This is a genomic window from Teichococcus wenyumeiae (genome assembly GCF_003696345.1).
Taxonomy (GTDB): domain Bacteria; phylum Pseudomonadota; class Alphaproteobacteria; order Acetobacterales; family Acetobacteraceae; genus Pseudoroseomonas; species Pseudoroseomonas wenyumeiae.
Genome location: NZ_RFLX01000017.1, coordinates 1 through 19,165 on the forward strand (window position 1 = coordinate 1; position 19,165 = coordinate 19,165).

At 69.3% G+C, this 19,165-nt stretch carries 19 protein-coding genes; 10 read left to right on the top strand and 9 right to left on the bottom strand.

Features of this window, described 5'->3' with window-relative positions; all coding sequences use genetic code 11:
• Positions 1-404, bottom strand: a 404-nt coding sequence (locus EBE87_RS19180) for an acyl-CoA dehydrogenase family protein (RefSeq protein ID WP_199707955.1), incomplete at its 3' end; no start/stop codon positions are given.
• Positions 405-695: 291 nt separating this feature from the next.
• Here EBE87_RS19180 and EBE87_RS19185 point away from each other — a divergent pair.
• Positions 696-1,325, top strand: a complete 630-nt coding sequence (locus EBE87_RS19185) for a TetR/AcrR family transcriptional regulator (RefSeq protein WP_120640857.1) — start codon at positions 696-698, stop codon at positions 1,323-1,325.
• Between the two features lie 4 nt (positions 1,326-1,329).
• On the opposite strand, the gene EBE87_RS19190 is transcribed toward EBE87_RS19185, so the two are convergent.
• Positions 1,330-2,331 carry a Bug family tripartite tricarboxylate transporter substrate binding protein gene (locus EBE87_RS19190; protein WP_120640858.1) on the bottom strand — a complete coding sequence of 334 codons (1,002 nt, stop codon included), beginning with the start codon at positions 2,329-2,331 and terminating at the stop codon, positions 1,330-1,332.
• Between the two features lie 29 nt (positions 2,332-2,360).
• Positions 2,361-3,368, bottom strand: a complete 1,008-nt coding sequence (locus EBE87_RS19195) for a tripartite tricarboxylate transporter substrate binding protein (RefSeq protein WP_120640859.1) — start codon at positions 3,366-3,368, stop codon at positions 2,361-2,363.
• 160 nt (positions 3,369-3,528) lie between these two features.
• Here EBE87_RS19195 and EBE87_RS19200 point away from each other — a divergent pair, with 160 nt between their 5' ends.
• The 7 genes from EBE87_RS19200 to EBE87_RS19230 all read left to right on the top strand — a co-directional run bounded on the left by EBE87_RS19200 (position 3,529) and on the right by EBE87_RS19230 (position 12,302).
• Entirely contained in the window at positions 3,529-4,299 is a 771-nt protein-coding gene (locus EBE87_RS19200; RefSeq protein WP_120640860.1) for an enoyl-CoA hydratase/isomerase family protein, read from the top strand.
• A gap of 1 nt (position 4,300) precedes the next feature.
• Positions 4,301-6,430: an acetate--CoA ligase family protein gene (locus EBE87_RS19205; RefSeq protein WP_199726504.1), complete on the top strand. Its 2,130-nt coding sequence runs from the start codon at positions 4,301-4,303 to the stop codon at positions 6,428-6,430.
• Positions 6,431-6,443: 13 nt separating this feature from the next.
• Complete coding sequence (locus EBE87_RS19210; RefSeq protein ID WP_199708220.1) at positions 6,444-7,628, top strand: acyl-CoA dehydrogenase family protein; 1,185 nt, start codon at positions 6,444-6,446, stop codon at positions 7,626-7,628.
• Positions 7,629-7,631: 3 nt separating this feature from the next.
• Positions 7,632-8,624, top strand: a complete 993-nt coding sequence (locus tag EBE87_RS19215; protein ID WP_122140103.1) for an acyl-CoA dehydrogenase family protein — start codon at positions 7,632-7,634, stop codon at positions 8,622-8,624.
• Between the two features lie 22 nt (positions 8,625-8,646).
• Positions 8,647-9,426, top strand: a complete 780-nt coding sequence (locus EBE87_RS19220) for an SDR family NAD(P)-dependent oxidoreductase (protein ID WP_120637123.1) — start codon at positions 8,647-8,649, stop codon at positions 9,424-9,426.
• A 12-nt stretch (positions 9,427-9,438) separates the two neighbouring features.
• On the top strand, positions 9,439-10,794 hold the full coding sequence (locus tag EBE87_RS29080; RefSeq protein WP_120637122.1) for an SDR family oxidoreductase: 1,356 nt from the start codon (positions 9,439-9,441) through the stop codon (positions 10,792-10,794).
• A 470-nt stretch (positions 10,795-11,264) separates the two neighbouring features.
• Positions 11,265-12,302, top strand: coding sequence for a zinc-dependent alcohol dehydrogenase family protein (locus tag EBE87_RS19230; protein WP_199707168.1), 1,038 nt, complete (start codon positions 11,265-11,267; stop codon positions 12,300-12,302).
• A 139-nt stretch (positions 12,303-12,441) separates the two neighbouring features.
• Here the strand turns inward: EBE87_RS19230 and EBE87_RS19235 are convergent, their stop codons facing one another.
• Together EBE87_RS19235 and EBE87_RS19240 are read right to left on the bottom strand one after the other, a co-directional pair.
• Positions 12,442-12,735, bottom strand: coding sequence for a hypothetical protein (locus EBE87_RS19235; protein ID WP_120637120.1), 294 nt, complete (start codon positions 12,733-12,735; stop codon positions 12,442-12,444).
• On the bottom strand, positions 12,735-13,805 hold the full coding sequence (locus EBE87_RS19240; protein WP_120637119.1) for an LLM class flavin-dependent oxidoreductase: 1,071 nt from the start codon (positions 13,803-13,805) through the stop codon (positions 12,735-12,737). The genes EBE87_RS19235 and EBE87_RS19240 overlap by 1 nt, the downstream gene beginning before the upstream one ends.
• A gap of 112 nt (positions 13,806-13,917) precedes the next feature.
• Between EBE87_RS19240 and EBE87_RS19245 the strand changes: the two genes are divergently transcribed.
• Together EBE87_RS19245 and EBE87_RS19250 are read left to right on the top strand one after the other, a co-directional pair.
• Positions 13,918-14,844 (top strand): LysR family transcriptional regulator, encoded by a 927-nt coding sequence (locus EBE87_RS19245; protein WP_120637118.1) that lies wholly within the window; start codon positions 13,918-13,920, stop codon positions 14,842-14,844.
• Between the two features lie 59 nt (positions 14,845-14,903).
• Entirely contained in the window at positions 14,904-15,878 is a 975-nt protein-coding gene (locus tag EBE87_RS19250) for a Bug family tripartite tricarboxylate transporter substrate binding protein (protein ID WP_120637117.1), read from the top strand.
• A 13-nt stretch (positions 15,879-15,891) separates the two neighbouring features.
• Here the strand turns inward: EBE87_RS19250 and EBE87_RS19255 are convergent, their stop codons facing one another.
• The 4 genes from EBE87_RS19255 to EBE87_RS19270 all read right to left on the bottom strand — a co-directional run bounded on the left by EBE87_RS19255 (position 15,892) and on the right by EBE87_RS19270 (position 19,160).
• Positions 15,892-16,773, bottom strand: coding sequence for an SMP-30/gluconolactonase/LRE family protein (locus EBE87_RS19255; protein WP_120637116.1), 882 nt, complete (start codon positions 16,771-16,773; stop codon positions 15,892-15,894).
• Between the two features lie 73 nt (positions 16,774-16,846).
• Positions 16,847-17,881 carry a 5-methyltetrahydropteroyltriglutamate--homocysteine methyltransferase gene (locus EBE87_RS19260; RefSeq protein WP_120637115.1) on the bottom strand — a complete coding sequence of 345 codons (1,035 nt, stop codon included), beginning with the start codon at positions 17,879-17,881 and terminating at the stop codon, positions 16,847-16,849.
• Between the two features lie 3 nt (positions 17,882-17,884).
• The gene (locus tag EBE87_RS19265; protein WP_120637114.1) at positions 17,885-18,253 is read right to left on the bottom strand and encodes a nuclear transport factor 2 family protein; all 369 of its coding nucleotides are present in this window, start codon (positions 18,251-18,253) and stop codon (positions 17,885-17,887) included.
• 7 nt (positions 18,254-18,260) lie between these two features.
• Positions 18,261-19,160 carry an NAD(P)-dependent oxidoreductase gene (locus EBE87_RS19270; protein ID WP_120637113.1) on the bottom strand — a complete coding sequence of 300 codons (900 nt, stop codon included), beginning with the start codon at positions 19,158-19,160 and terminating at the stop codon, positions 18,261-18,263.
• Positions 19,161-19,165: the final 5 nt, after the last annotated feature.

Sequence of the window (19,165 nt, forward strand, 5' to 3'; positions counted from 1 at the left end):
GAGCCGGCGCCGGGCTCGGAGAAGCCCTGGCACCACCAGATGTCGAGGTTGGCCGTGGCCGGCAGGAACTTCTTCTTCTGCTCCTCCGAGCCGAATGTGGCGATCACGGGGCCAACCATGAAGACATTGAACTGCAGCGGCAGCGGCACGGCCGCGCGCTGCAGCTCCTCCGTGAAGATGTAGCGCTGCACCGGCGACCAGTCCTTGCCGCCCCAGGCCACCGGCCAGTTGGGCGTGGCGAGGCCGGCGGCATTCAGGATGCGCTGGGAGGTGACGATATCCTGCTTGTCCAGGTGCCGGCCCTCGGCCACCTTGTTGCGGATCTCGGCCGGGATCTGCTCCCGGAAGAAGCGGCGGAGCTCGTCGCGGAAGGCGATCTCCTCGACGGTGAAGCGAAGTTCCAAGGCGCCCTCCTCAGGCAGTGCCGGCCGTCCTGGCGGTCAGGCTCGCGGCCGGCGCGATTCCTCATGGCCAGCGGGTATCGCCCAGGAGAAAGCAAAGCGCCAGATGCCAACTGCAAGGAATGCACGCATAGCGCGAATTCGCGACCTGCCAGAGGCGCGTGCGACGCGGTGCTGTATCTCGGGATCTTGCTGTGCCTGCCAGCGATCTTCCCGGCAGAGGCTGCGCCATGAGCGGGGGATTGCAGGAGACCGTCCGTTCGGTCAATAATGCTGCCGTTCAGGAGGCTTCCCATGGCCCGCGCGGCAACCAAGATATCCGTGGTGGACCAGACCGGGCCATCGGAGCGGATTCTACAGATCCTTACCGAATCAGCCCGTCTTTTCGCGACGAATGGCTATGACGGGACCTCGATGCGCGACATCGCCGCGGCCTGCGGCATCTCGAAGTCGCTGCTCTATCATCACTTCGCCGACAAGGACGAGATCTTCGCCCGCATCGCCCTCGGCTCAACGCGCGAGCTGTGCGAATTCGTGACCGCGCGCATCCCGGAGGATGCGGCGCCGGCCGCGCGCATCCGCGCCTTCATGATCGGCACGGCGGAATATTTCCACCGCTACCGCTGGGCCTGGCTGGCTTCCACCTCCTCCTTCTGGAGCGACCCGGAAGCCCGGCGGCAGAAGGAACGCATGATGTGGCGGGACCGCTATGAGGGCCTGCTGCGGACCCTGCTGATGGAAGCAATCGAGGCCGGGGAGATGCGGCCTGTGGATGTCTCCCACGCCGGGCGGCTGATCCTGTCCTCGCTGAACTGGATGCACCGCTGGTACAAGCCCGAGAAGGGCCTGACCGCCGTGCAGATCGCCGAGACCTATTTCGACATGATCTTCAACGGGCTGAAGGCGGAGCCCCCAGCCCCCTGAAGCGCTAGTCCAGCTTGAGGCCGATGCTGCGGATGAGGGCGCCCCAGCTCTCCCGCTCGGTCATCAGCAGCCGGGCGAAGTCGCCGGGGTCGACGCCTTCCAGCGTCGCGCCCTGCGCCGTCATCTGGCCGCCCAGCGTCGGGCTTTTCAGCGCCGCGCGCGTGGCGGCCAAAACCGTCTCCACCACCGCATCGGGCACGCCGGCGGGCGCGAAAAGCCCGTACCAGTAGGGCTGCGCCACGTCGGGGAAGCCCGCTTCCGCGAAGGTCGGCGTATCCGGCAGCGCCGCGATGCGCTTCCCGCCCGTCACGGCCAGGGCGCGGATCTCGCCCGCCTTGACCAGTTCCACATAGGAGGCGACACCGTCGAAGCCCACATCGACATCGCCGCGGATCAGCGCCTGCGCCGCCGCCGAGCTGGAGCGGAAGGGCACGTCGGTCATGGCGATGCCGGTGACCTGCTTCATCCGCTCACCGGACAGATGCGCCACGGCGCCACGGTTGGTGGTGGTGAAGGTGACAGGGTGGGGCTGCTTCTTCGCGTATTCCACCAGTTCCGCGACGCTGCGGATCGGCAGCTTCGGGTTGCAATAGGGCGCCAGTTGCGCGCGCATCAGCAGCGTGATCGGCTTGAACTGTTCCAGCCGGTAGGGCAGCTTTTCGAAGAGATGCGGCGTGACGGCGAAGGTGGTGGAGGAGGTCAGCAGGAAGGTATAGCCATCCGCCGGCGCCTGCGAGACATGCTCGGCGGCGATGATGGTGGTGGCGCCGGGGCGGTTGTCCACCACCACCGGCTGCCCCAGCGCCTCCTGCATGGCCGGCGCCATGGCGCGGATCAGGATGTCCGGCTCCCCGCCAGGGGAAAAGGCGACGACGATGCGGACCGGGCGGGTGGGATAGGCGGCGGCCTTCGCGGCACCGGCCGGGATCAGGCCGCCCGCCAGGCCAGCCGCCATCAACCCGCGCCGGCCGATCGGCGCCCTGGCGGCATCACGCATGCTGTTCATTCCTGTTGTTCCTCCCGTGGTCGCGCCGGTTATTCAAGCGTGATCTTTCTTTCGGTGATGATCCGTCCCCATTGCGCCTTGTCACGCTGCATCTGCTCGTCCAGCAGGCTTGGCGGGCCGGAGATGGCGCGCAGCGCCTCGCTGGCCAGCCGGTCGCGCACGGCCTCGCTCTGCATGGCCTTGTTGGCGGCGGCGTTGAGGCGCGCGATCTCCGCGGCCGGTGTCCGCGCCGGTACCAGCAGGGCGGTCCAGAAGGAGGTCACCAGCGCGGGGTAGCCGGCCTCCTTGAAGGTCAGGATCTCCGGCAGCAGCGGCGCGCGCTCATCGTAGGACAGGCCCAGGATGCGCAGCTTGCCGGCGCGCACATGCTCGATCGTGGTGGTCGGCGCCTCGACGCTGATCTCGATGACGCCGGCCAGCAGGTCGGTGGTGGAAGGGCCATTGCCGCGATAGGCCACGTCGGTCAGCCGGATGCCCATGGCATCGGCCATCATGATGCCGAAGAGGTGGCTGACGCTGCCGGTGCCGTTTGTGGCGTAGCGCAGCGGGTTCGGCTCCGCCTTCGCATGGGCGACGAAGCTGGCGATATCGCGCGGCGGCAGCCCGGCATTGACCGTCAGCGACAGCGGGCCGTCAAAGAGCAGCGCGACGGGCGCGAAATCCTCCAGCCTGAAGGGCAGGTTGGGGCGCATCATGGCATTCAGCGGCAGGCCGGCGGTGCCGCCCACCAGCACCGTCAGCCCATCCGCCGGGGCGCGCGCCACTGCCTCGGAGGCGATGATGGCATTCCCGCCCGGCCGGTTCTCCACCACGATGGTCTGGCCCAGGGTTTCCGCCATGTTCTGCGCGATCAGGCGCGTGATGATGTCGGTGAGCCCGCCGGTGGCGAAGGGAACCACGAAGCGGATGGCGCGCCCGCCCTGGGCACGGGCGATGGCGGGCATGCAGAGGCTGGCGGCCGCGGCGGCCAGCAGGGGACGCCGAGGGAAGTGCTTCACGAATTCCTCCTTCAGTCCGGTGGTTCCGGGCCCGGCCATTGGGCCGATCCTAGACTCTGGCTGACCGGACGGTCAATCACTCTGCTCCCTGGCCGCCAACCGTGTTGCCAGTGCGGTCCTGGCAATGCTAGCGTTCCTCGACTGACCGGTCGGACAGTGCCTTCCGGGCATGATCCGCCGGCGCGAAGGGAGAGATGAGATGTCCGACGATATCGTGCTGCTGGAGGTGAAGGACCACATCGCGCTGGTCACCCTCAACAAGCCCCCGGTCAATGCGCTGAACCGCGACATGCGCAATGCCCTGATCGAGGTCTTCGACGCGATATCGGAGCGGGACGACGTGCGCGTGGCGGTGCTGACTGGCGCTGGCAAGGTCTTCTGCGCCGGCGCCGACCTGAAGGACCGGCCGGACAACAGCAAGCTCGGCGCCTTCGGCAGCCACAACCGCGTGACGCGCGAGACCGGCAATGCCATCCGCGAATGCGCCAAGCCGGTGATCGCGGCGGTCAATGGCGCGGCGCTGGGCGCGGGCCTCGGCCTCATGGCCGCTTGCGACATCTTCTTCGCTTCCGAGAACGCCACCTTCGGCATGCCCGAGATCGATGTCGGCCTGGCCGGCGGCGGCGCCATGCTCAACACCATCTTCGGCCGATCCACCATGCGGCTGCTGATGTATACGGGTGAGCGCCTCTCGGCGGCCGAACTCTATCGCCGTGGCATCATCGAGGCCTGCACCGCGCCGGAGGAGCTGCTGCCCACCGCCATGCGCTATGCCGAGAAGATCGCCAACAAGAGCCCGCTGGCCATCAACTATGCCAAGACCTCGGCCAATATGGTCGAGCTGATGCCGCAGAAGGACGCCTATCGCTTCGAGCAGAACTTCACGGTCGCGCTCTCGCGCACCGAGGATGCGAAGGAGGCGCGCATGGCCTTCATCGAGAAGCGCAAGCCGGTGTTCAAAGGCCGCTGAGATGTCGCTGACGCAGGACATGACCATCGGTGCCGGGCTGGAGGCCATCCTGCAGCCGCGCGCCATCGCCATCATCGGCGCCTCGCAGGATGCCACCAAGATCGGCGGGCGCCCGGTGCAGCTGCTGCAGCGCTTCGGCTATCCTGGCAAGATCTACCCGGTGAACCCGCGCGCCACGGAAGTGCAGGGCCTGCCGGCCTATCCTTCCGTCGAGGCGCTGCCGGAGGCGCCGGACCTCGCCATCATCGCCGTCTCGGCCGAGGCGGCGCCGGCGGCGCTGGAAGCCTGCGCGGCGCGCGGCATTCGCGGCGCGGTGATCTTCTCCTCCGGCTTCGCCGAGCTGGGCGAGGCGGGGGAGGCATTGCAGGCGCAGTTGCGCGACACCGCGCGCCGCAGCGGCATGCGGGTGCTGGGGCCGAACTGCCTTGGCGCGCTCAGCATCGCCGAGAAATCCATCGCCACCTTCTCCATCGTGCTGGAAAGCAGCCTGCCGCCGGCGGGGCCGCTGGGCATCGCCTCGCAGAGCGGCAATCTCGGCAGCTATACGGCATTGCTGGCGCGGGAGCGCGGCATCGGCATCAGCCGCTTCCTGACCACCGGCAACGAATGCGACGTGGATATCGCCGATGGCATCGCCTGGCTGGCGCGGGACCCGGCCACCAAGGTCATCCTCTGCTGCCTGGAGACCTGCCGCGACGCCCCCCGGCTGATCGCCGCCTTTGAGGAAGCGCGGCAGGCGGGCAAGCCCGTCATCGTGCTGAAGATCGGCTCTTCCGAGGCCGGGCAGGCCGCCGCCGCCTCCCATACCGGGGCGCTGGCGGGCTCGGACGCGGTATTCGATGCCGTCTTCCGCCGCGCGGGCGTCTGGCGGGTGCAGAGCGTGGAGGAGATGCTCGACCTCGGCCATGCCGCCGCCGTGCTGGGGCTGGAGCGGCTGCCGAAGAGCCGGCGCGTGATGCTGCTGACCGCGTCCGGCGGCTTCGGCGTGCTGCTGGCCGATGCCGCCAGCGCGGCGGGGCTGGAACTGCCCATGCCTTCCGCCGGGACGCAGCGCCGCATCCTGGACGCCGTGCCCTATGCCTCCCCGCGCAACCCGGTGGATGCCACGGCGCAGATGTCCAGCCGGCCGGAGATCCTGGAGCAGATCCTTTCCGCGATTCTCGATGACGAGAACTGCGATTCTCTGCTGCTGCTGCTCTCCTCCTCGCTCTACCTGCCGCGCCTGCGCAACGTGTATATGCAGACGCTGACCGCCATCCGCGCCCGCTATCCGGAGAAGGTGGTGATGCTGACGGTCCATGGCCCGCAGGACGCCGTGGAGGAACTGACCGCCATGGGCTTCCCCGTGGTGGATGGCGTCGGTCCCTCGGCGCAGACGCTGGCCGGGCTCTGCGGCCTGGCCGCCGCGCGGGACCTGCCGCCGCCGCCCGCGCCCGTGGCCGCCGCCGGCCCGCTGCCGCCGGACGCGCTGCGCAACGAATACGGCGCCAAGAAGGCCCTGGCCGCCGCCGGCGTGCCGGTGCTGCCGGAAAAGATCGCCCGCAGCGCGCGGGAAGCCTCCGAGGCCGCGCAGGCCATGGGCTTCCCCGTGGTGCTCAAGGTCCTCTCCGAGGACCTGCCGCACAAGACCGAGGTGGGCGGCGTGGTGCTGAACCTCGCCGATGCCGCCGCCGTGGCGGAAGGCTACGACGCCATGCTGGCGCGCGTGCGGCAGAAGGCGCCCACCGCGCGCATCGATGGCGTGCTGGTCTCCCCCATGGCGCGCGGCGGCACGGAGCTGATCCTGGGCGCCAAGCGCGACCCGGTCTTCGGCCCGGTGGTGGTGGTGGGCCTGGGCGGCATCTTCGCCGAGATCATCCAGGACGTGGCCGTGCGCCCCGCCCCGGTGGAGGAAGCGGAGGCGATGGAGATGCTGCGCTCCCTGAAGGCTTTCCCGGTGCTGGATGGCGCGCGGGGCCGGCCCAGGGCGGACCTGCCGGCGGCGGCGCGGGCCATCGCGGCGCTGGCCCGTTTCGCGGCCGCCCATGCGGGCGAGGTTGCCGAGATCGACATCAACCCCTTGCTGCTGCTGCCGGAAGGGCAGGGTGCCGTGGCGCTGGATGCGCTGCTGGTCCCCGCCGCCGCGCAGTGACGGGAGCCTGACCATGGACGGCATGACGCCGGAACTGAGCGGCGAGGCCTTTCGCCGCTATGCGCGGGACTGGCTGCGCGACAATGCCCCGTCAGGCTTCCTGGCGGACCAGCCGGGCTACACCCCGCCCGGCCTGGAGCAGAGCCTGGCCTGGGAGGCCGCGATGCACCGCGCCGGCCTCGCCGGCATCACCTGGCCCAAGGCCTATGGCGGCCATGGCCGCACGCTGCGGGAGCATCTGATCGCCAATCAGGAGATCGGCCGCCTCGCCCTGCCGGAGAGCGTCAGCTCCATCGGCAAGGAACTGGCCGGGCCCATCATCCTGGCCGTGGGCACGGAGGAGCAGAAGCTGCGCTACCTGCCGCCCATCCTTGAGATGCGGGAGATGTGGTGCCAGGGCTTCTCCGAGCCCGATGCCGGCTCCGACCTCGCGGGGCTCCGCACCCGCGCGGTGCCGGATGGCGATGGCTGGCGCGTCACCGGCCAGAAGATCTGGACCAGCGGCGCCTACAAGGCCAAGCGCTGCCTGCTGCTGGCTCGCACTGGCACGGTGGAGGACCGGCACAAGGGCCTCGCGCTCTTCGCCGTGCCGATGGACACACCGGGCATCCGCGTCGTGCCGATCCGCCAGATGAACGACAAGCAGAGCTTCTGCGAAGTCTTCTTCGACGATGTGCGGGTGGAGCCGGAGGATGCGCTGGGCAAGCCGGACGAGGGCTGGAGCGCCGCCATCCGCGTGCTGGGCATCGAGCGCGCCACCAACCGCATGTACCGCGCCTGGCGCTTCGAGAATGAGCTGCGCCACCTGGTCGCCGCCTGCCGCCAGGATGAATCCCTGGCGCCGCTGCTGCGGGATTCCGCCTATCGCCAGCGCATCGCCGCGACGGTGACGGATATCGAGATGGTGAAGGGCCATGTGGAGCCGGTGGTGGAGGCGCTGGTCGCCGGGCAGGCCATCGGCGCGCGCGGCAGCCTGATGAAGCTGCACTGGAGCGAGGCGCACCAGCGTTTCGCCGCCCTGGCGCAGGAGATGCTGGGCATGGCCGCGCCGGATGCGCCGCCCTCCACCCTGCAGGCGCAGAAGCGCTTCCAGGAGATCTATCTCCAGGCCCGCGCCGAGACGATCTATGCCGGCACCACCGAGATCCAGCTCGGCATCATCGCCGACCGCGTGCTGCAGCTCCCGAAGGGGAAGTAAGCCATGGACATGATCGAGAGCGGGCTGGACCCCGCCGAATTCGCCGCCACGGCCGAGCGAGCCGTGGCCGCCTGCGCCACGCTGGAGAGCCGGGCCCGCGCGGCGCGGCTGGCCGAGGACGGGCTGCTGGGCGTGCTGGCGGGGGAGGAGGCCGGCGGCCTCGGCCTCGGGCTGCGCTTCGCTGTGCCGGTGCTGGTTGCGGCGGGCGCGGGCGACCTGGGCTTCCCGCTGCTGGAGACGCTGCTGCTGGCCGGCGCGCTGGAAGGCCGGAAGCCGGAGCTGGTGGCGGCGCTGGTGGCGGGCGAGGCGCGCGGTACCATCGCCTGGAGCGGCGCGGCGCGGCTGGAGGGCGGGCGCGTCAGCGGCACCCTGGGCCGCGTGCCCATGGCCGGCGAGGCCGACTGGGTGCTGGTGCCGCTGACCGATGGCGGCGCGGCCTTGGTGGCCGCCGAGGCGGGCAAGGTGGAAAAGGCCATCACGCTGGACGTGACGGTGCCGGAGCAGGTGCTGCGGCTGGAAGGCGCCGAGCCCGCGCTGCTGTTGGATGCCGGTGCCCGCTCGGTGCTGGAGGCCGATGCGCTGGTGCTGCGCGCGGCGCTGATCATGGGCGCGGCCGAGACCTGCATCACCCTCGCCGCCGAGCATGTCTTCACCCGCCGCCAGTTCGGCAAGCCGCTGGTGGCCTACCAGGCCGTGCGGCACCTGCTGGCGCGGCACAAGCTGGGGCTGGAAGGCATCCGCGGCGCCATCACCCGCGCCACCACGGTGGAGCTGGAGGAGGGCGCGGCGCTGCTGGCCCGCCAGACCGCCTTCCTGGCCGCCGCCACGCATGGCCCTTCCATCGCCGAGGGTGCCTTGCAGCTTTTCGGTGGCATGGGCTTCACCTGGGAAGTGGCGGTGCATCGCTACATGCGCCGCATCCGCGCCCTGGAGGCCCAGGGCGGCGTGCCCGCGCTGCGCGAGGCCGTGGCCGCCCGCTTCATTGAAGCCGCCTGACAGAGACTTGGAGGAAACAGGAATGACCACGGAAGACCAGGCTCTGTCCGGGCTGCTCACTGGCCGCGTCGCGCTGATCACCGGCGCGGGGCATGGCATCGGCCGCGCCACGGCGCGCCGCATGGCGGCCATGGGCGCCATTGTCGGCATCAACGACCTGAAGCCGGAATTCGTCGATGCGGCGGTGGCCGAGATCGAGGCCGCCGGCGGCAAGGCCATCGGCGTGACGCAGAATGTCGCCTCGCGCGACGGCATGCGCGCGGCGGTGCTGGGCCTGGCGGAGAAGACCGGGCGCTTCGACATCCTGGTCAACAACGCCGCCTGGGTGCGCTACCAGGCCCTGCCGGATATCGCGCCGGAAACCGTGGACCGGATGCTGGAGATCGGCTTCAAGTCGGTCATCTGGGGCATCCAGGCGGCGGGCGAGGTGATGCGGGACCACCAGGGCTGCTCCATCGTCAATGTCGCCTCCACGGCCGGGCTGCGCTCCACGCCCAGCAGCATCGTCTATAGCGGCATCAAGTCGGCGGTGATGGGCATCACCCGCGCGGCGGCGATCGACCTCGGCGGGCGCGGCATCCGCGTCAATGCCATCGCGCCTTCCGCCGTGCCGACCGAGGGCACCGCCAAGCACCGCACCGAGGAAAAGGACCAGCGCCGCATTGCCCGTACGCCGCTGGGGCGGCTCGGCACGGTGGAGGATATCGCCAAGGCCATCTGCTTCCTGGCGACGGACCAGGCCAGCTTCGTCACCGGCCAGGTGCTGGCGGTGGACGGGGGCATCACCACCAGCACGCTGTAGGACGCCCGCGCCATGACGGGACGCATCGTGCTGGTCACCGGCGCCGCCGCCGGCATCGGCTGGGCGACGGCGCAGGCTTTCGCACGGGCCGGCGACCGGGTGCTGCTGGCCGATATCGACGGCGCGCGCGCCGGGGCCCGCGCCGCCGAGCTGGGCGCGGGCCACGAGGCCATCGCCGTGGACATGAGCGATGGCGCGCAGGTGGCGGCGATGATCGCCGGCATCGCCACGCGCCATGGCCGGCTGGATGTGCTGGTGAACAATGCCGGGCGCATCGATGGCGGCACCAGCGTGGTGGACCAGACGCCGGAGGGCTTCCGCAGCCTGCTGGCACTGAACCTCGACGGCAGCGCCCGCGCGGCGGAGGCAGCAGCGGCGCTGATGCGGCAACAGGGCGGCGGCGCCATCGTCAATGTCGCCTCCGGTGCGGCGCTGCGGGCCATTCCGTTGCGGAACGGCTACAGTGCCTCCAAGGCCGGCGTGGTGGCCATGACGCGCAACCAAGCCTGCGCCTGGGCGCGACAGGGCATCCAGGTCAATGCCATCGCCCCCGGCTATACCCGCACCGAACTGGTGGAGAAGCTGATCGCCGAAGGGCGGGTGGACCAGGCCAAGGCGGCGCGGCGCATCCCGCTCGGCCGCATGGGCGCGCCGGAGGAGATCGCCGCCGCCATCCTGCACCTCGCCTCGCCGGATGCCAGCTACATGGCTGGGGCGCTGCTGGTGGCCGATGGCGCCTCCCATGCCTATGGCGGCAGCGAGGATGCCAGTGTCATCCGCGGCAGGGCGCCCGCAACGCCGCCGCCGGGCATGCCGGTGGTCGCGGTGGGCGAGGGCGCCGTGGGCCAGGCCCTGGCCAAATTGCTGCGCGCGCGCGGCACCTGGGTGGTGCCGCTGGCGGAGATGGACCGGCACGGGCGCCTGGACGGGGTGCTGAACAGCGACCCCACTCCCGGGCAGCCGGGCCATCTGGACCGCCTCTTCCTCGGTGCCCAGGCGGCGGGGCGCATCATGCTGGACCAGGGCTTTGGCGCCATCGTCAACCTGACGGGCATCACCGGGCAGATCGGGTTGACCGATACCGGCCCTGCTGGGCCGGAAGCGGCGGCGGTGGGCATGCTGACCCGCACCATGGCCTGCGAATGGGGTGGCAGCGGCATTCGCGCGAATGCCCTGGCCGCCGGGCTGGTGGAGGGCGATGCGCCCACCCTGGTGCCCCGCGTGCCGCTGCGCCGCATGGCGCGCCCGGCGGAGATTGCCGCCGTCGCCGCCTTCCTGCTCTCACCCGCCGCCGGCTTCGTCAGTGGCAGCATCGTGCCGGTGGATGGCGGGCTGAGCGCCCATGGTGGATTGGATTTCTGCGGCTGACAGGCGCCAGGTTCAGGAACCCATGGATAATCTACGTGATCCACCCTGGTTACGGCTGTGATCAGGGTGGCGCAATGAGTGGCAGTGCTAGCTGACGGAACACACCGTGTGGCCATGCCTTGCATGGAAGACCCGCTGATGCTCAGCGGCATCATCCATGTGCCGCGTTCGGCGAAGGTTGGCCGCCGCGGGGCGCCCGCCTGCCGAACTGCTGATCGGCAGCCCTTGTGAAGTGCAGCTTTTAAGTCTGAACTCGAGCTGCACCCTTCCCTGAACGTCACGGCGGATGGCCGGCTGATCGCGCCCTCGTGCGCGCCGCGCCAGATAAAACCCAATGATCTCACAAGAAACGTAACTATCCTGGCCGTGGTGCGCATGGCTGCCGCTCCATCCAAGATCGAAGCTGTTGCAGCGGACAAGTGTGCCGGATTCTTTCACGAACCGACTTCATTCCAGAAGGAATGCACCGCATGCGTGCCACTGTCATGTATGCTGCTGGCGACGTTCGCATCGAGAACATTCCAGATGCCGGGCTCCGGGACCCGACCGACGCGCTGATCCGCGTGGCCCGTGCCTGTATCTGCGGCAGCGATCTTTGGCCCTACAACCTGAAAAAGCCGGGCGGTTCCCCTCAGCGCATGGGCCACGAGGCCATTGGAATTGTGGAGGCAGTGGGTTCCGAGGTTAGCACCCTGAAGGTCGGCAATGTGGTCGTGATGCCATTCGCTTGCTCCGATGGCACCTGCACCTTCTGCCATGAGGGGCTGAACACCGCCTGCGTCCATGTCGGCTTTTTCGGCAATGGTGACGAACTGGATGGCGCCCAGGCCGAGGCACTGCGCATACCCTACGCGGACGGGACTTTGTTCGCCCTGCCTGCCGGGGCGGATGACACGCTGATGCCATCTTTGTTGACGCTTGCTGACGTGATGGGGACAGGTCACCATGCGGCGATCGTCTCTGGAGCCGGGCCGGGCCGGATCGCGGCGGTGATCGGCGATGGGGCGGTGGGACTTTGCGGCGTTATCGCGGCAAAGCGGCTTGGCTCCGAGCAGATCATCATCCTGGGCCGCCACGACGACCGGATCGCGCTGGCAAGAAAATTCGGTGCCACGGATGTGGTGAGCGAACGCGGCGATGCGGCCGTGGCGCGCGTGATGGAGGTGACCGGCGGTTTCGGAGCGCACTCGGTTCTCGAATGCGTCGGAACCGAGCAGGCCATGGCGACGGCTGTGGGCATTGCACGGCCAGGCGGCGCGATTGGCCGCGTGGGCGTTCCGCATTACCAGGCGATCCCCGGCTCGCTCCCGGCCTTCTTCAAGAATGTCTTCGTTGGCGGCGGCCCCGCGCCGGTCCGCGCCTATATCGCGGACCTGCTCCCGGATGTGCTCGAGGGGCGCATAGAACCCGGCCTGGTTTTCGACCGGGAGGTTGGGCTTGAGGGTGTTCCCGATGGCTATCGGGCCATGCATGACCGCGAATCGATCAAGGTGATGGTGAAGCCCTGACTGGCGGCTGCCAGGGCGTTGGTGTCAGCTCGCCGTGGCGGGTGGGCGCCTGGGGCATCACTCGGCGCCCTCCGCCCGGGCGAGTCACGAAGGACCCTACAGCGCAATCATCTTCAGGGCCCCTGATCGCCAGCGGGTCTCAGATGGTCTCGATATGCGCCCGCACCGCTCCCTCGGCGTCAGTCCAGCCCTTGCTGGCCGCATAGGCCAGCATCTTGCCAAAGCCTTCCTCCCAGCCCGGCTGCCCGGCCTGGGGGGCGAGGCGCCGCAGCGCGGCAGGGGAGACCCAGGCATGGGTATCGCCCTCCAGCCGCGCGATGCCGTCCAGGGCACGGGCCAGCGGCACGCCGGGCGCGGCGCCGACCGAGAAGCCCCGGAAGTTATCCGCCTCCTCCAGCGTCACCGCGCCATCCGCCGCCACCCGCAGCCGCATCAGGCGGCGGCCTTGGCGAAGAAGTCCTCGCCCAGTTCCTTGCGGACGGCGGGGATGATGCGGCTGCCCCAGAGCTCGATCTGCTTCAGCATGGTCTTCTGGTCGAAGTCGCCAAGCTGGGTCTGCAGCGCGATATGCTTCGGCTTCAGGATGCGGATCTCCTCCACCAGCCGCTCGATCACGTAATCGACGCTGCCGACCGGCAGATTGGCGCGGATCTCGTCCAGGGAGGGCTCGTTCTGCCCCGGCTCTTCCTTCACCAGGAAGCCGTCGTCGGAATTGGCGCGGCGGAACTTCAGGGCTTCCGAGATGCGGCGCTGGTAGCGGGCATTCTCGACATAGCTGCGCAGCTCGGATTCATTGTCGCTGGCGAAGGCGCAGCGCAGCAGGCCCACCTTGGTGTCGTCGATATGCTTGCCCTGCTTCTCGGCGATGCCGGTCAGCGTCTGGCGGATCTGGTGCAGCTTCTCCGTGCCGTTCAGCAGCGCGGTGACGAAGAGGTTGTGGCCCTCGCGGATGGCGCGCGCCTGGGTCTCGGGGTGGCCGGTGGCCAGCCAGATCGGCGGCATCGGCTTCTGCCTGGTACGCAGGCTGATGGAGGTCTCGGGCAGATGGAGATGCTTCCCGTCGTAATGGAAGCTCTTCTCCTTGATGCCGAGCTGGATGACGTCGAGGAACTCGTTGAAGATCGCCGGCGCATCCTCGATCTTCACGCCGAAGCGGTCGAACTCGAACTTCTGGTAGCCGGAGCCCACGCCCAGCTCCAGCCGGCCGTTGGAGACGGAATCGGCGAAGCCGGCCTCGGCCAGCAGGCGGGCCGGGTGGTACATCGGCAGCACGCAGACGGCGCTGCCCAGGCGGATGCGCTTCGTCAGCGCCGCCATATGCGCCACCATCATCAGCGGCGAGGCGCAGAGGCCGTAATTCGAGAAATGGTGCTCCGCGTACCAGGCGGCGTCGAAGCCGGCCTGGTCGGCCGCGACCGTCTGCTCGACGGCATTGCGAAGGACCTGATCGGAAGTCTGATGGTAGCCGCGCTGCTGCATCAGGATGAAGACGCCGAATTCCATGGCCGCTTTTCCTTCCCAAGAGTTGGATGAAGGCTAGATCCTGGTCTTCCTCTGCAACAATACGCTATGAATGATCAGTATCTTATGATTTTCCGTAAAGATGAGGCCGATCATGAGCAGCCTCCAGGCCATGGAACTCTTCGTGGGCGCGGTGCGGGAAGGCAGCTTCTCCGCCGCCGGGCGGCGCGCCGGCCTTTCGCCTGCTTCCGTGGCGCGGCATGTGGCGGCGCTGGAGGCCCGTATGGGCGTCCAGCTCCTCAACCGCACCAGCCGCAGCCTGGCCCTGACGGAAGCCGGGCAGGAATATTACGCGCGGCTGGAGCAGATCCTGCAGGACATCAAGGAGGCGGAAGGCGCGGCCACGGCCCTGCAAAGCACGCCGCGCGGCTCGCTGCGCGTGCATTCCCGCATGATGTTCGGCATGCGGGTGGTCACGCCGCTGATCCCCGAGTTCCAGGCGCGTTACCCTGAACTGCGGGTGGAGCTGCGCCTGTCCGAGCGCCCGGCGCAGCTTTCGGAACAGGAATTCGACATCGAGCTGCGGATCGGCGCGCCGCCGGATTCCCAGTTCAAGCAGCGCCTGCTGCTGCGCAGCGAAAGGATCATGGTGGCGAGTCCCGGCTACCTGGCCGCCCGCCCCGCCATCGCCACCCCCCGGGACCTGCTGGCGCATCGCTGCCTGACCTATTGGAACGGGCCGGAGGACGTGGTCTGGCGCTTCCTGCGGGATGGCGCGGTGGAGGAACTGCCCATCCCCTCCCGCTTCACCACCAACAATGGCGAGGTGCTGCGCCAGTTGGCCATCGCGGGCCACGGCATCGCGATGCTGGACGATTACACCGTGCAGCGGGACCTGCGGGCGGGGCGGCTGGCACGGGTGCTGCCGCAATGGCAGGCCACCAATACCAGCTTCGGCTCGGGCATCTACGCCGTGTTCCACCAGACGCGGCTGCCCGCCAAGACCCGCGCCTTCCTGGATTTCCTGGCCGAGGCGCTGCCCCGCGTCATGGCCGGCGGCGGCGAGGTCGAGCTGGGTTGACCGTCCGGTCAGTCTGTCCATAGGCTACCGCCACGTCTCGCGCGTGGAGGAAACAAGCCATGTCCATCACCCTGGGCCGCCGCGCCCTTTGTTCCCTGGCGGGCGGGCTCGCCCTGGCGGCCGCGCGGCCCGGCGCGGCGCAGAACCTCAAGCCCATCCGCCTGATCGTGCCCTACGGCCCCGGGAGCGGCCCGGATATCTTCGCCCGCACCCTGGCCAGCGGCCTGCAGCAGCGGCTCGGCAATCCCATGGTGGTGGAGAACCGCGGCGGTGCTTCCACCATCATCGGCACCGACCATGCAGCGACCTCCCCGGCCGATGGGTCCGTGCTGCTGATGGGCAGCTCCACCACCTTCGCGGCCAATCCGCACCTCTATGGCAAGCTGCGCTACAAGACCGCGGACTTCCAGCCCATCACCATGCTGGTCCGCACCCGGCTGGCGCTTTATGCCAGCCCGGCCTTCGGGGTGGATGACATGCAGGGCCTGATCGCGCGCGCCAGGGCGGCGAAGGAGCCGCTGCATTTCGGCATCACCGGCCGCGGCAACTCGACGCATCTGACCGGGGAGGCGCTGAAGATCGCCGCCGGAATCGAGCTGCAGGACGTGCCCTACAGCTCCGTCGCCTCCATGCAGCAGGGCCTGATGAGCAACGACCTGCCGCTGGCCATCGACGGCATCCCCGCCTATCTGCCCATCATCCGGGACGGGCGCGTCAAGGTCATCGCCGTGACCGGCAACAAGCGCGTGGAGGCGCTGCCGGATACGCCCACCTTCGCCGAGGCGGGCGTGAAGGACACGGGCCACCAGCACTGGTACGGGCTGCTCTCCCCGGCTGGTATCCCGGCGCCGGAGCTGGCCCGGCTGCATGCCGCCGCCGTCGAGACCATGCGCGACACGGAACTCTGGAAGAACCTCACCTATGAGGGCGCGACGGTGGAGACCAACACACCCGAGCAGTTCACTGCCCTGCTGCAGGAAGAAACCGAAGCCTGGGGCAGCATCATCCGGCGCATCGGCCTGAAGATCGAATAGGCCCGGGCGCTCCTCAGCCGGCGAAGCGGGGCTCGGGCAGGCCGGTGACGCCCAGCCCCTCGATGGCGAAGAGCCCGCCGGCCTCCGGCTCCGGCGCCACATAGCGCGTGCTGGCGGAGATGGAGGTGACATAGAGCACATCCAGCCCCGGCCCGCCGAAGCTCAGGCTGGTCGGGTAGGTCACCGGCATGTCGATGCGCTGCACCAGCCGGCCATCGGGTGCGAAGCGGCCGATCTGCCCGGTGCGGACCAGCGCCGACCAGAGATGGCCCTCCGCATCCACCGTGGCGCCATCCGGCGCCGTGTTCAGCGGCTTCAGGTCCGCGAAGACGCGCTGGCGGGAGGGCGTGCCGGTTTCGGTGTCGTAGTCGCAGGCCCAGATCACCTGCCGCGAACTGTCCGCGACATAAAGGATGCGGCCATCGGGGCTGAAGCAGGGGCCATTGGTGGTGGCGATATCCTCCAGCAGCAGGGTGGCCGCGCCATCGGCCTCCAGCCGGTAGAGCCCGCCCAGCACCTTCTCCTCCGGCTGGCGGTTGATGTGCATGGTGCCCGCCAGGAAGCGGCCCTGGCGGTCCACCTTGCCATCGTTCAGCCTGACATTGGGATGGTTGATCCCCAGCAATGCCACCGGGCGCGCTTCCCCGCTGGCGAAGTCATAGCGGTGGAAGCCATCCCGCAGCGACAGGATGGCGCCGCCCGAGCGGCACAGCGCCAGCGAGCCGACGGGCGCCGGCACCGCGAAATCCTCCCGCGCGCCGCTCATGGGGTCGAGCCGGTGCAGCAGGCCGGCCAGGGAATCCACCCAGAACAGGCGCTGGCTTTCCGCGTCCCAGACCGGGCCTTCGCCCAGGCGGTCCTTTGTCTCGCCCACACGTCTGATGGAAATCGCCATGCCTCATGATCCCGCCTCGCAGTCGGGCAGGATGCATGTGGCTGACCGATCGGTCAACGCGCCCCCTGGTGCTTCAGCCCTGCAACTCCCGCCGCACGATCGCGGCCCCTTCCGCCATGGCGCGCAGCTTGCCGAAGGCGCGCGGGCGGGGGAGGTATTTCATGCCGCAATCCGGCGCCACCACCAGCCGTTCCGCCGGCAGGCGTCGGAGGCCGGCGCGGATGCGCTCCGCCACCATCTCCGGCGTCTCCACCTCCGCGCTGCCGAGGTCGAGCACGCCCAGCATGATCTTCTTGCCCGGCAACCCTTCCAGCACGGCAAGGTCCAGCTTCGGCTGCGCTGCCTCGATGGAAATGGTGCCGGCGGTGCAATCGGCCAGTTGCGACAGGAAGGAATAGCCGGAGGGCTTCTCCTTCACCACGGCCGCATAGCCGAAACAGACATGCACCACAGTCTCGCCCGAAAGCCCCTCCAGCGCGCGGTTCAGCGCCTTCACGCCGAAGCGCGCCGCACCTTCCGGCCGCGCCTGCATCCAAGGTTCGTCGAACTGGATGACATCGACGCCGGCGGCCAGCAGGTCCTTCGCTTCCTCGTTGACGGCGGCGGCATAGTCCATCGCCATGGCTTCCTCATCCCGGTAGTATTCGTCCGAGGCCTGCTGCGAAAGCGTGAAGGGGCCGGGCAGGGTGATCTTGGTGCGCCGCTCGGTATTGGCGACGAGGAATTCCACGTCCCGCACCTCCACCGGGCGGTTGCGGCGGATTTTGCCCACCACGCGGGGCACCAGCGTTTCCTTGCCGGCGCGGCCCATGGTGCGGGCAGGGTTGTCCACGTCCACGCCATCCAGCGCCAGGGCGAAGCGGTTGGAATAGCTTTCCCGCCGGATCTCGCCATCGGTGATGATGTCGACCCCGGCGCGCTCCATGTCGCGGATGGCGATGAGCGTGGCGTCATCCTGCGCCTGTTCCAGCGCATCCTCTGGCACACGCCACATCTGCTTCATGCGCACGCGCGGCACGAGGTTCTGCGCCAGCACATCGCGGTCCACCAGCCAGTCCGGCTGCGGGTAGCTGCCGACGACGGTGGTGGGCAAAAGCGTGTTGGTCATGTGTCAGGCCTTCATGGCGGTGGGCTGGTAGGCAAGGAGGCGCCATTCGCCGCCCTCCCGCGCCCAGACGGCGAGGGTGAGGCTGGCGATGCGCTTCTCCGCGCCATTGCGGATGATGCTGGCATGCATGCGGCCGAGTGCCGCGGCGCAATCCGGCCCGGCTTCCAGCACCATTTCCGTGCTGTGGCCCACTTCCAGGTAGCGCAGGCTGCCGGTGGAAAGGCTGGCGAGGTATTCCGCCTTGCTGTCCCGCGTCGCGTCGGAATGGGCATAAACGGCACGCTCCGACAGCAGCGCGGCCAGGGCATCGACATCGCCGCGCAACATGGCGTCGTAGCGCCGCGCTTCCAGGGCGCGGATCTCATCCTGCATGGATACCTCAGCGGGGATTGGGCGCGAGCAGCCGCTCGGGCCAGGTGGCGAGACGGAAGAAATCCAGCTCGCCCTCGCCGCTGGCCTGGTAGGCAGCGGCGAATTGCCGGGCGAGGGCGGAAAGCGGCATCGGCGCGCCCTCCCGCAGCCCGACGGCCAGGGCGAGGTCCAGATCCTTGGCGATGAGGTCGAGATCGGCGGCGGGCGTCCAGTCCCGCGCCTTCAGCATCCCGGCCTTGTAGGCGAGCAGGGGAGAGGCGACGACGCTTTTCGACAGCGCTTCCACCATCGCTTCCCAGTCCAGGCCCAGGCGGCCACCGAAGGCCAGCGCCTCGCCGATGATAGCGGGGGTGAGGGCGACCACGAGGTTGACCATCAGCTTCACGGCCCGCGCTTCCTCGGCGGTGCCGCAGCGGAGCGTTTCCTTGCCCAGCACGCCGAGCAGCGGCGCGCAGCGGTCCAGCGCCGCCTCGGGGCCGGAGGCGAAGATGGTCAGCGTTCCCGACGCCGCCGTGCTGGTGCTGCCGGAGACGGGGCAGCGCAGGTAATCCGCGCCGCGTGCCGCCAGGGCCTCCGCTACCTGCGCGGAAGTGGCGGGGGAGACGGTGCTGAGGTCGATGAAGACCTGCCCCGGGCGGATCTCCTCCGCCAGCCCGCCAGGGCCGAGCGTCACCGCCAGCAGCGCCGCGTCATTCGGCACCATGGAGAGGATGATGTCCGTCTGCTCCGCCAGCCCCGCCGCCGTCATGGCGGCGCGCAACCCCTCCTGCGCCAGCGCGGCGATGCGGGTGTGGTCGGGATCCGTGGCCGTGACCTCCGCCCCGGCCTCCAGCAAGCGGCGGCACAAGGGCGTGCCCATGCGGCCGACGCCGATCCAGCCCAGCTTCCAGCCATCCAGCGCCCCCATGCCAA

Excerpts from the sequence above, each read along its gene's own strand:
- EBE87_RS19205 (WP_199726504.1), top strand. The coding sequence starts at position 4,301 with ATGTCGCTGACGCAGGACATGACCATCGGTGCCGGGCTGGAGGCCATC.
- EBE87_RS19200 (WP_120640860.1), top strand. The coding sequence starts at position 3,529 with ATGTCCGACGATATCGTGCTGCTGGAGGTGAAGGACCACATCGCGCTG.
- EBE87_RS19215 (WP_122140103.1), top strand. The coding sequence starts at position 7,632 with ATGGACATGATCGAGAGCGGGCTGGACCCCGCCGAATTCGCCGCCACG.
- EBE87_RS19255 (WP_120637116.1), bottom strand. The coding sequence starts at position 16,773 with ATGGCGATTTCCATCAGACGTGTGGGCGAGACAAAGGACCGCCTGGGC.
- EBE87_RS19250 (WP_120637117.1), top strand. The coding sequence starts at position 14,904 with ATGTCCATCACCCTGGGCCGCCGCGCCCTTTGTTCCCTGGCGGGCGGG.
- EBE87_RS19210 (WP_199708220.1), top strand. The coding sequence starts at position 6,444 with ATGGACGGCATGACGCCGGAACTGAGCGGCGAGGCCTTTCGCCGCTAT.
- EBE87_RS29080 (WP_120637122.1), top strand. The coding sequence starts at position 9,439 with ATGACGGGACGCATCGTGCTGGTCACCGGCGCCGCCGCCGGCATCGGC.
- EBE87_RS19265 (WP_120637114.1), bottom strand. The coding sequence starts at position 18,253 with ATGCAGGATGAGATCCGCGCCCTGGAAGCGCGGCGCTACGACGCCATG.
- EBE87_RS19245 (WP_120637118.1), top strand. The coding sequence starts at position 13,918 with ATGAGCAGCCTCCAGGCCATGGAACTCTTCGTGGGCGCGGTGCGGGAA.
- EBE87_RS19185 (WP_120640857.1), top strand. The coding sequence starts at position 696 with ATGGCCCGCGCGGCAACCAAGATATCCGTGGTGGACCAGACCGGGCCA.
- EBE87_RS19230 (WP_199707168.1), top strand. The coding sequence starts at position 11,265 with ATGCGTGCCACTGTCATGTATGCTGCTGGCGACGTTCGCATCGAGAAC.
- EBE87_RS19220 (WP_120637123.1), top strand. The coding sequence starts at position 8,647 with ATGACCACGGAAGACCAGGCTCTGTCCGGGCTGCTCACTGGCCGCGTC.
- EBE87_RS19190 (WP_120640858.1), bottom strand. The coding sequence starts at position 2,331 with ATGAACAGCATGCGTGATGCCGCCAGGGCGCCGATCGGCCGGCGCGGG.
- EBE87_RS19195 (WP_120640859.1), bottom strand. The coding sequence starts at position 3,368 with ATGGCCGGGCCCGGAACCACCGGACTGAAGGAGGAATTCGTGAAGCAC.
- EBE87_RS19240 (WP_120637119.1), bottom strand. The coding sequence starts at position 13,805 with ATGGAATTCGGCGTCTTCATCCTGATGCAGCAGCGCGGCTACCATCAG.
- EBE87_RS19260 (WP_120637115.1), bottom strand. The coding sequence starts at position 17,881 with ATGACCAACACGCTTTTGCCCACCACCGTCGTCGGCAGCTACCCGCAG.
- EBE87_RS19270 (WP_120637113.1), bottom strand. The coding sequence starts at position 19,160 with ATGGGGGCGCTGGATGGCTGGAAGCTGGGCTGGATCGGCGTCGGCCGC.
- EBE87_RS19235 (WP_120637120.1), bottom strand. The coding sequence starts at position 12,735 with ATGCGGCTGCGGGTGGCGGCGGATGGCGCGGTGACGCTGGAGGAGGCG.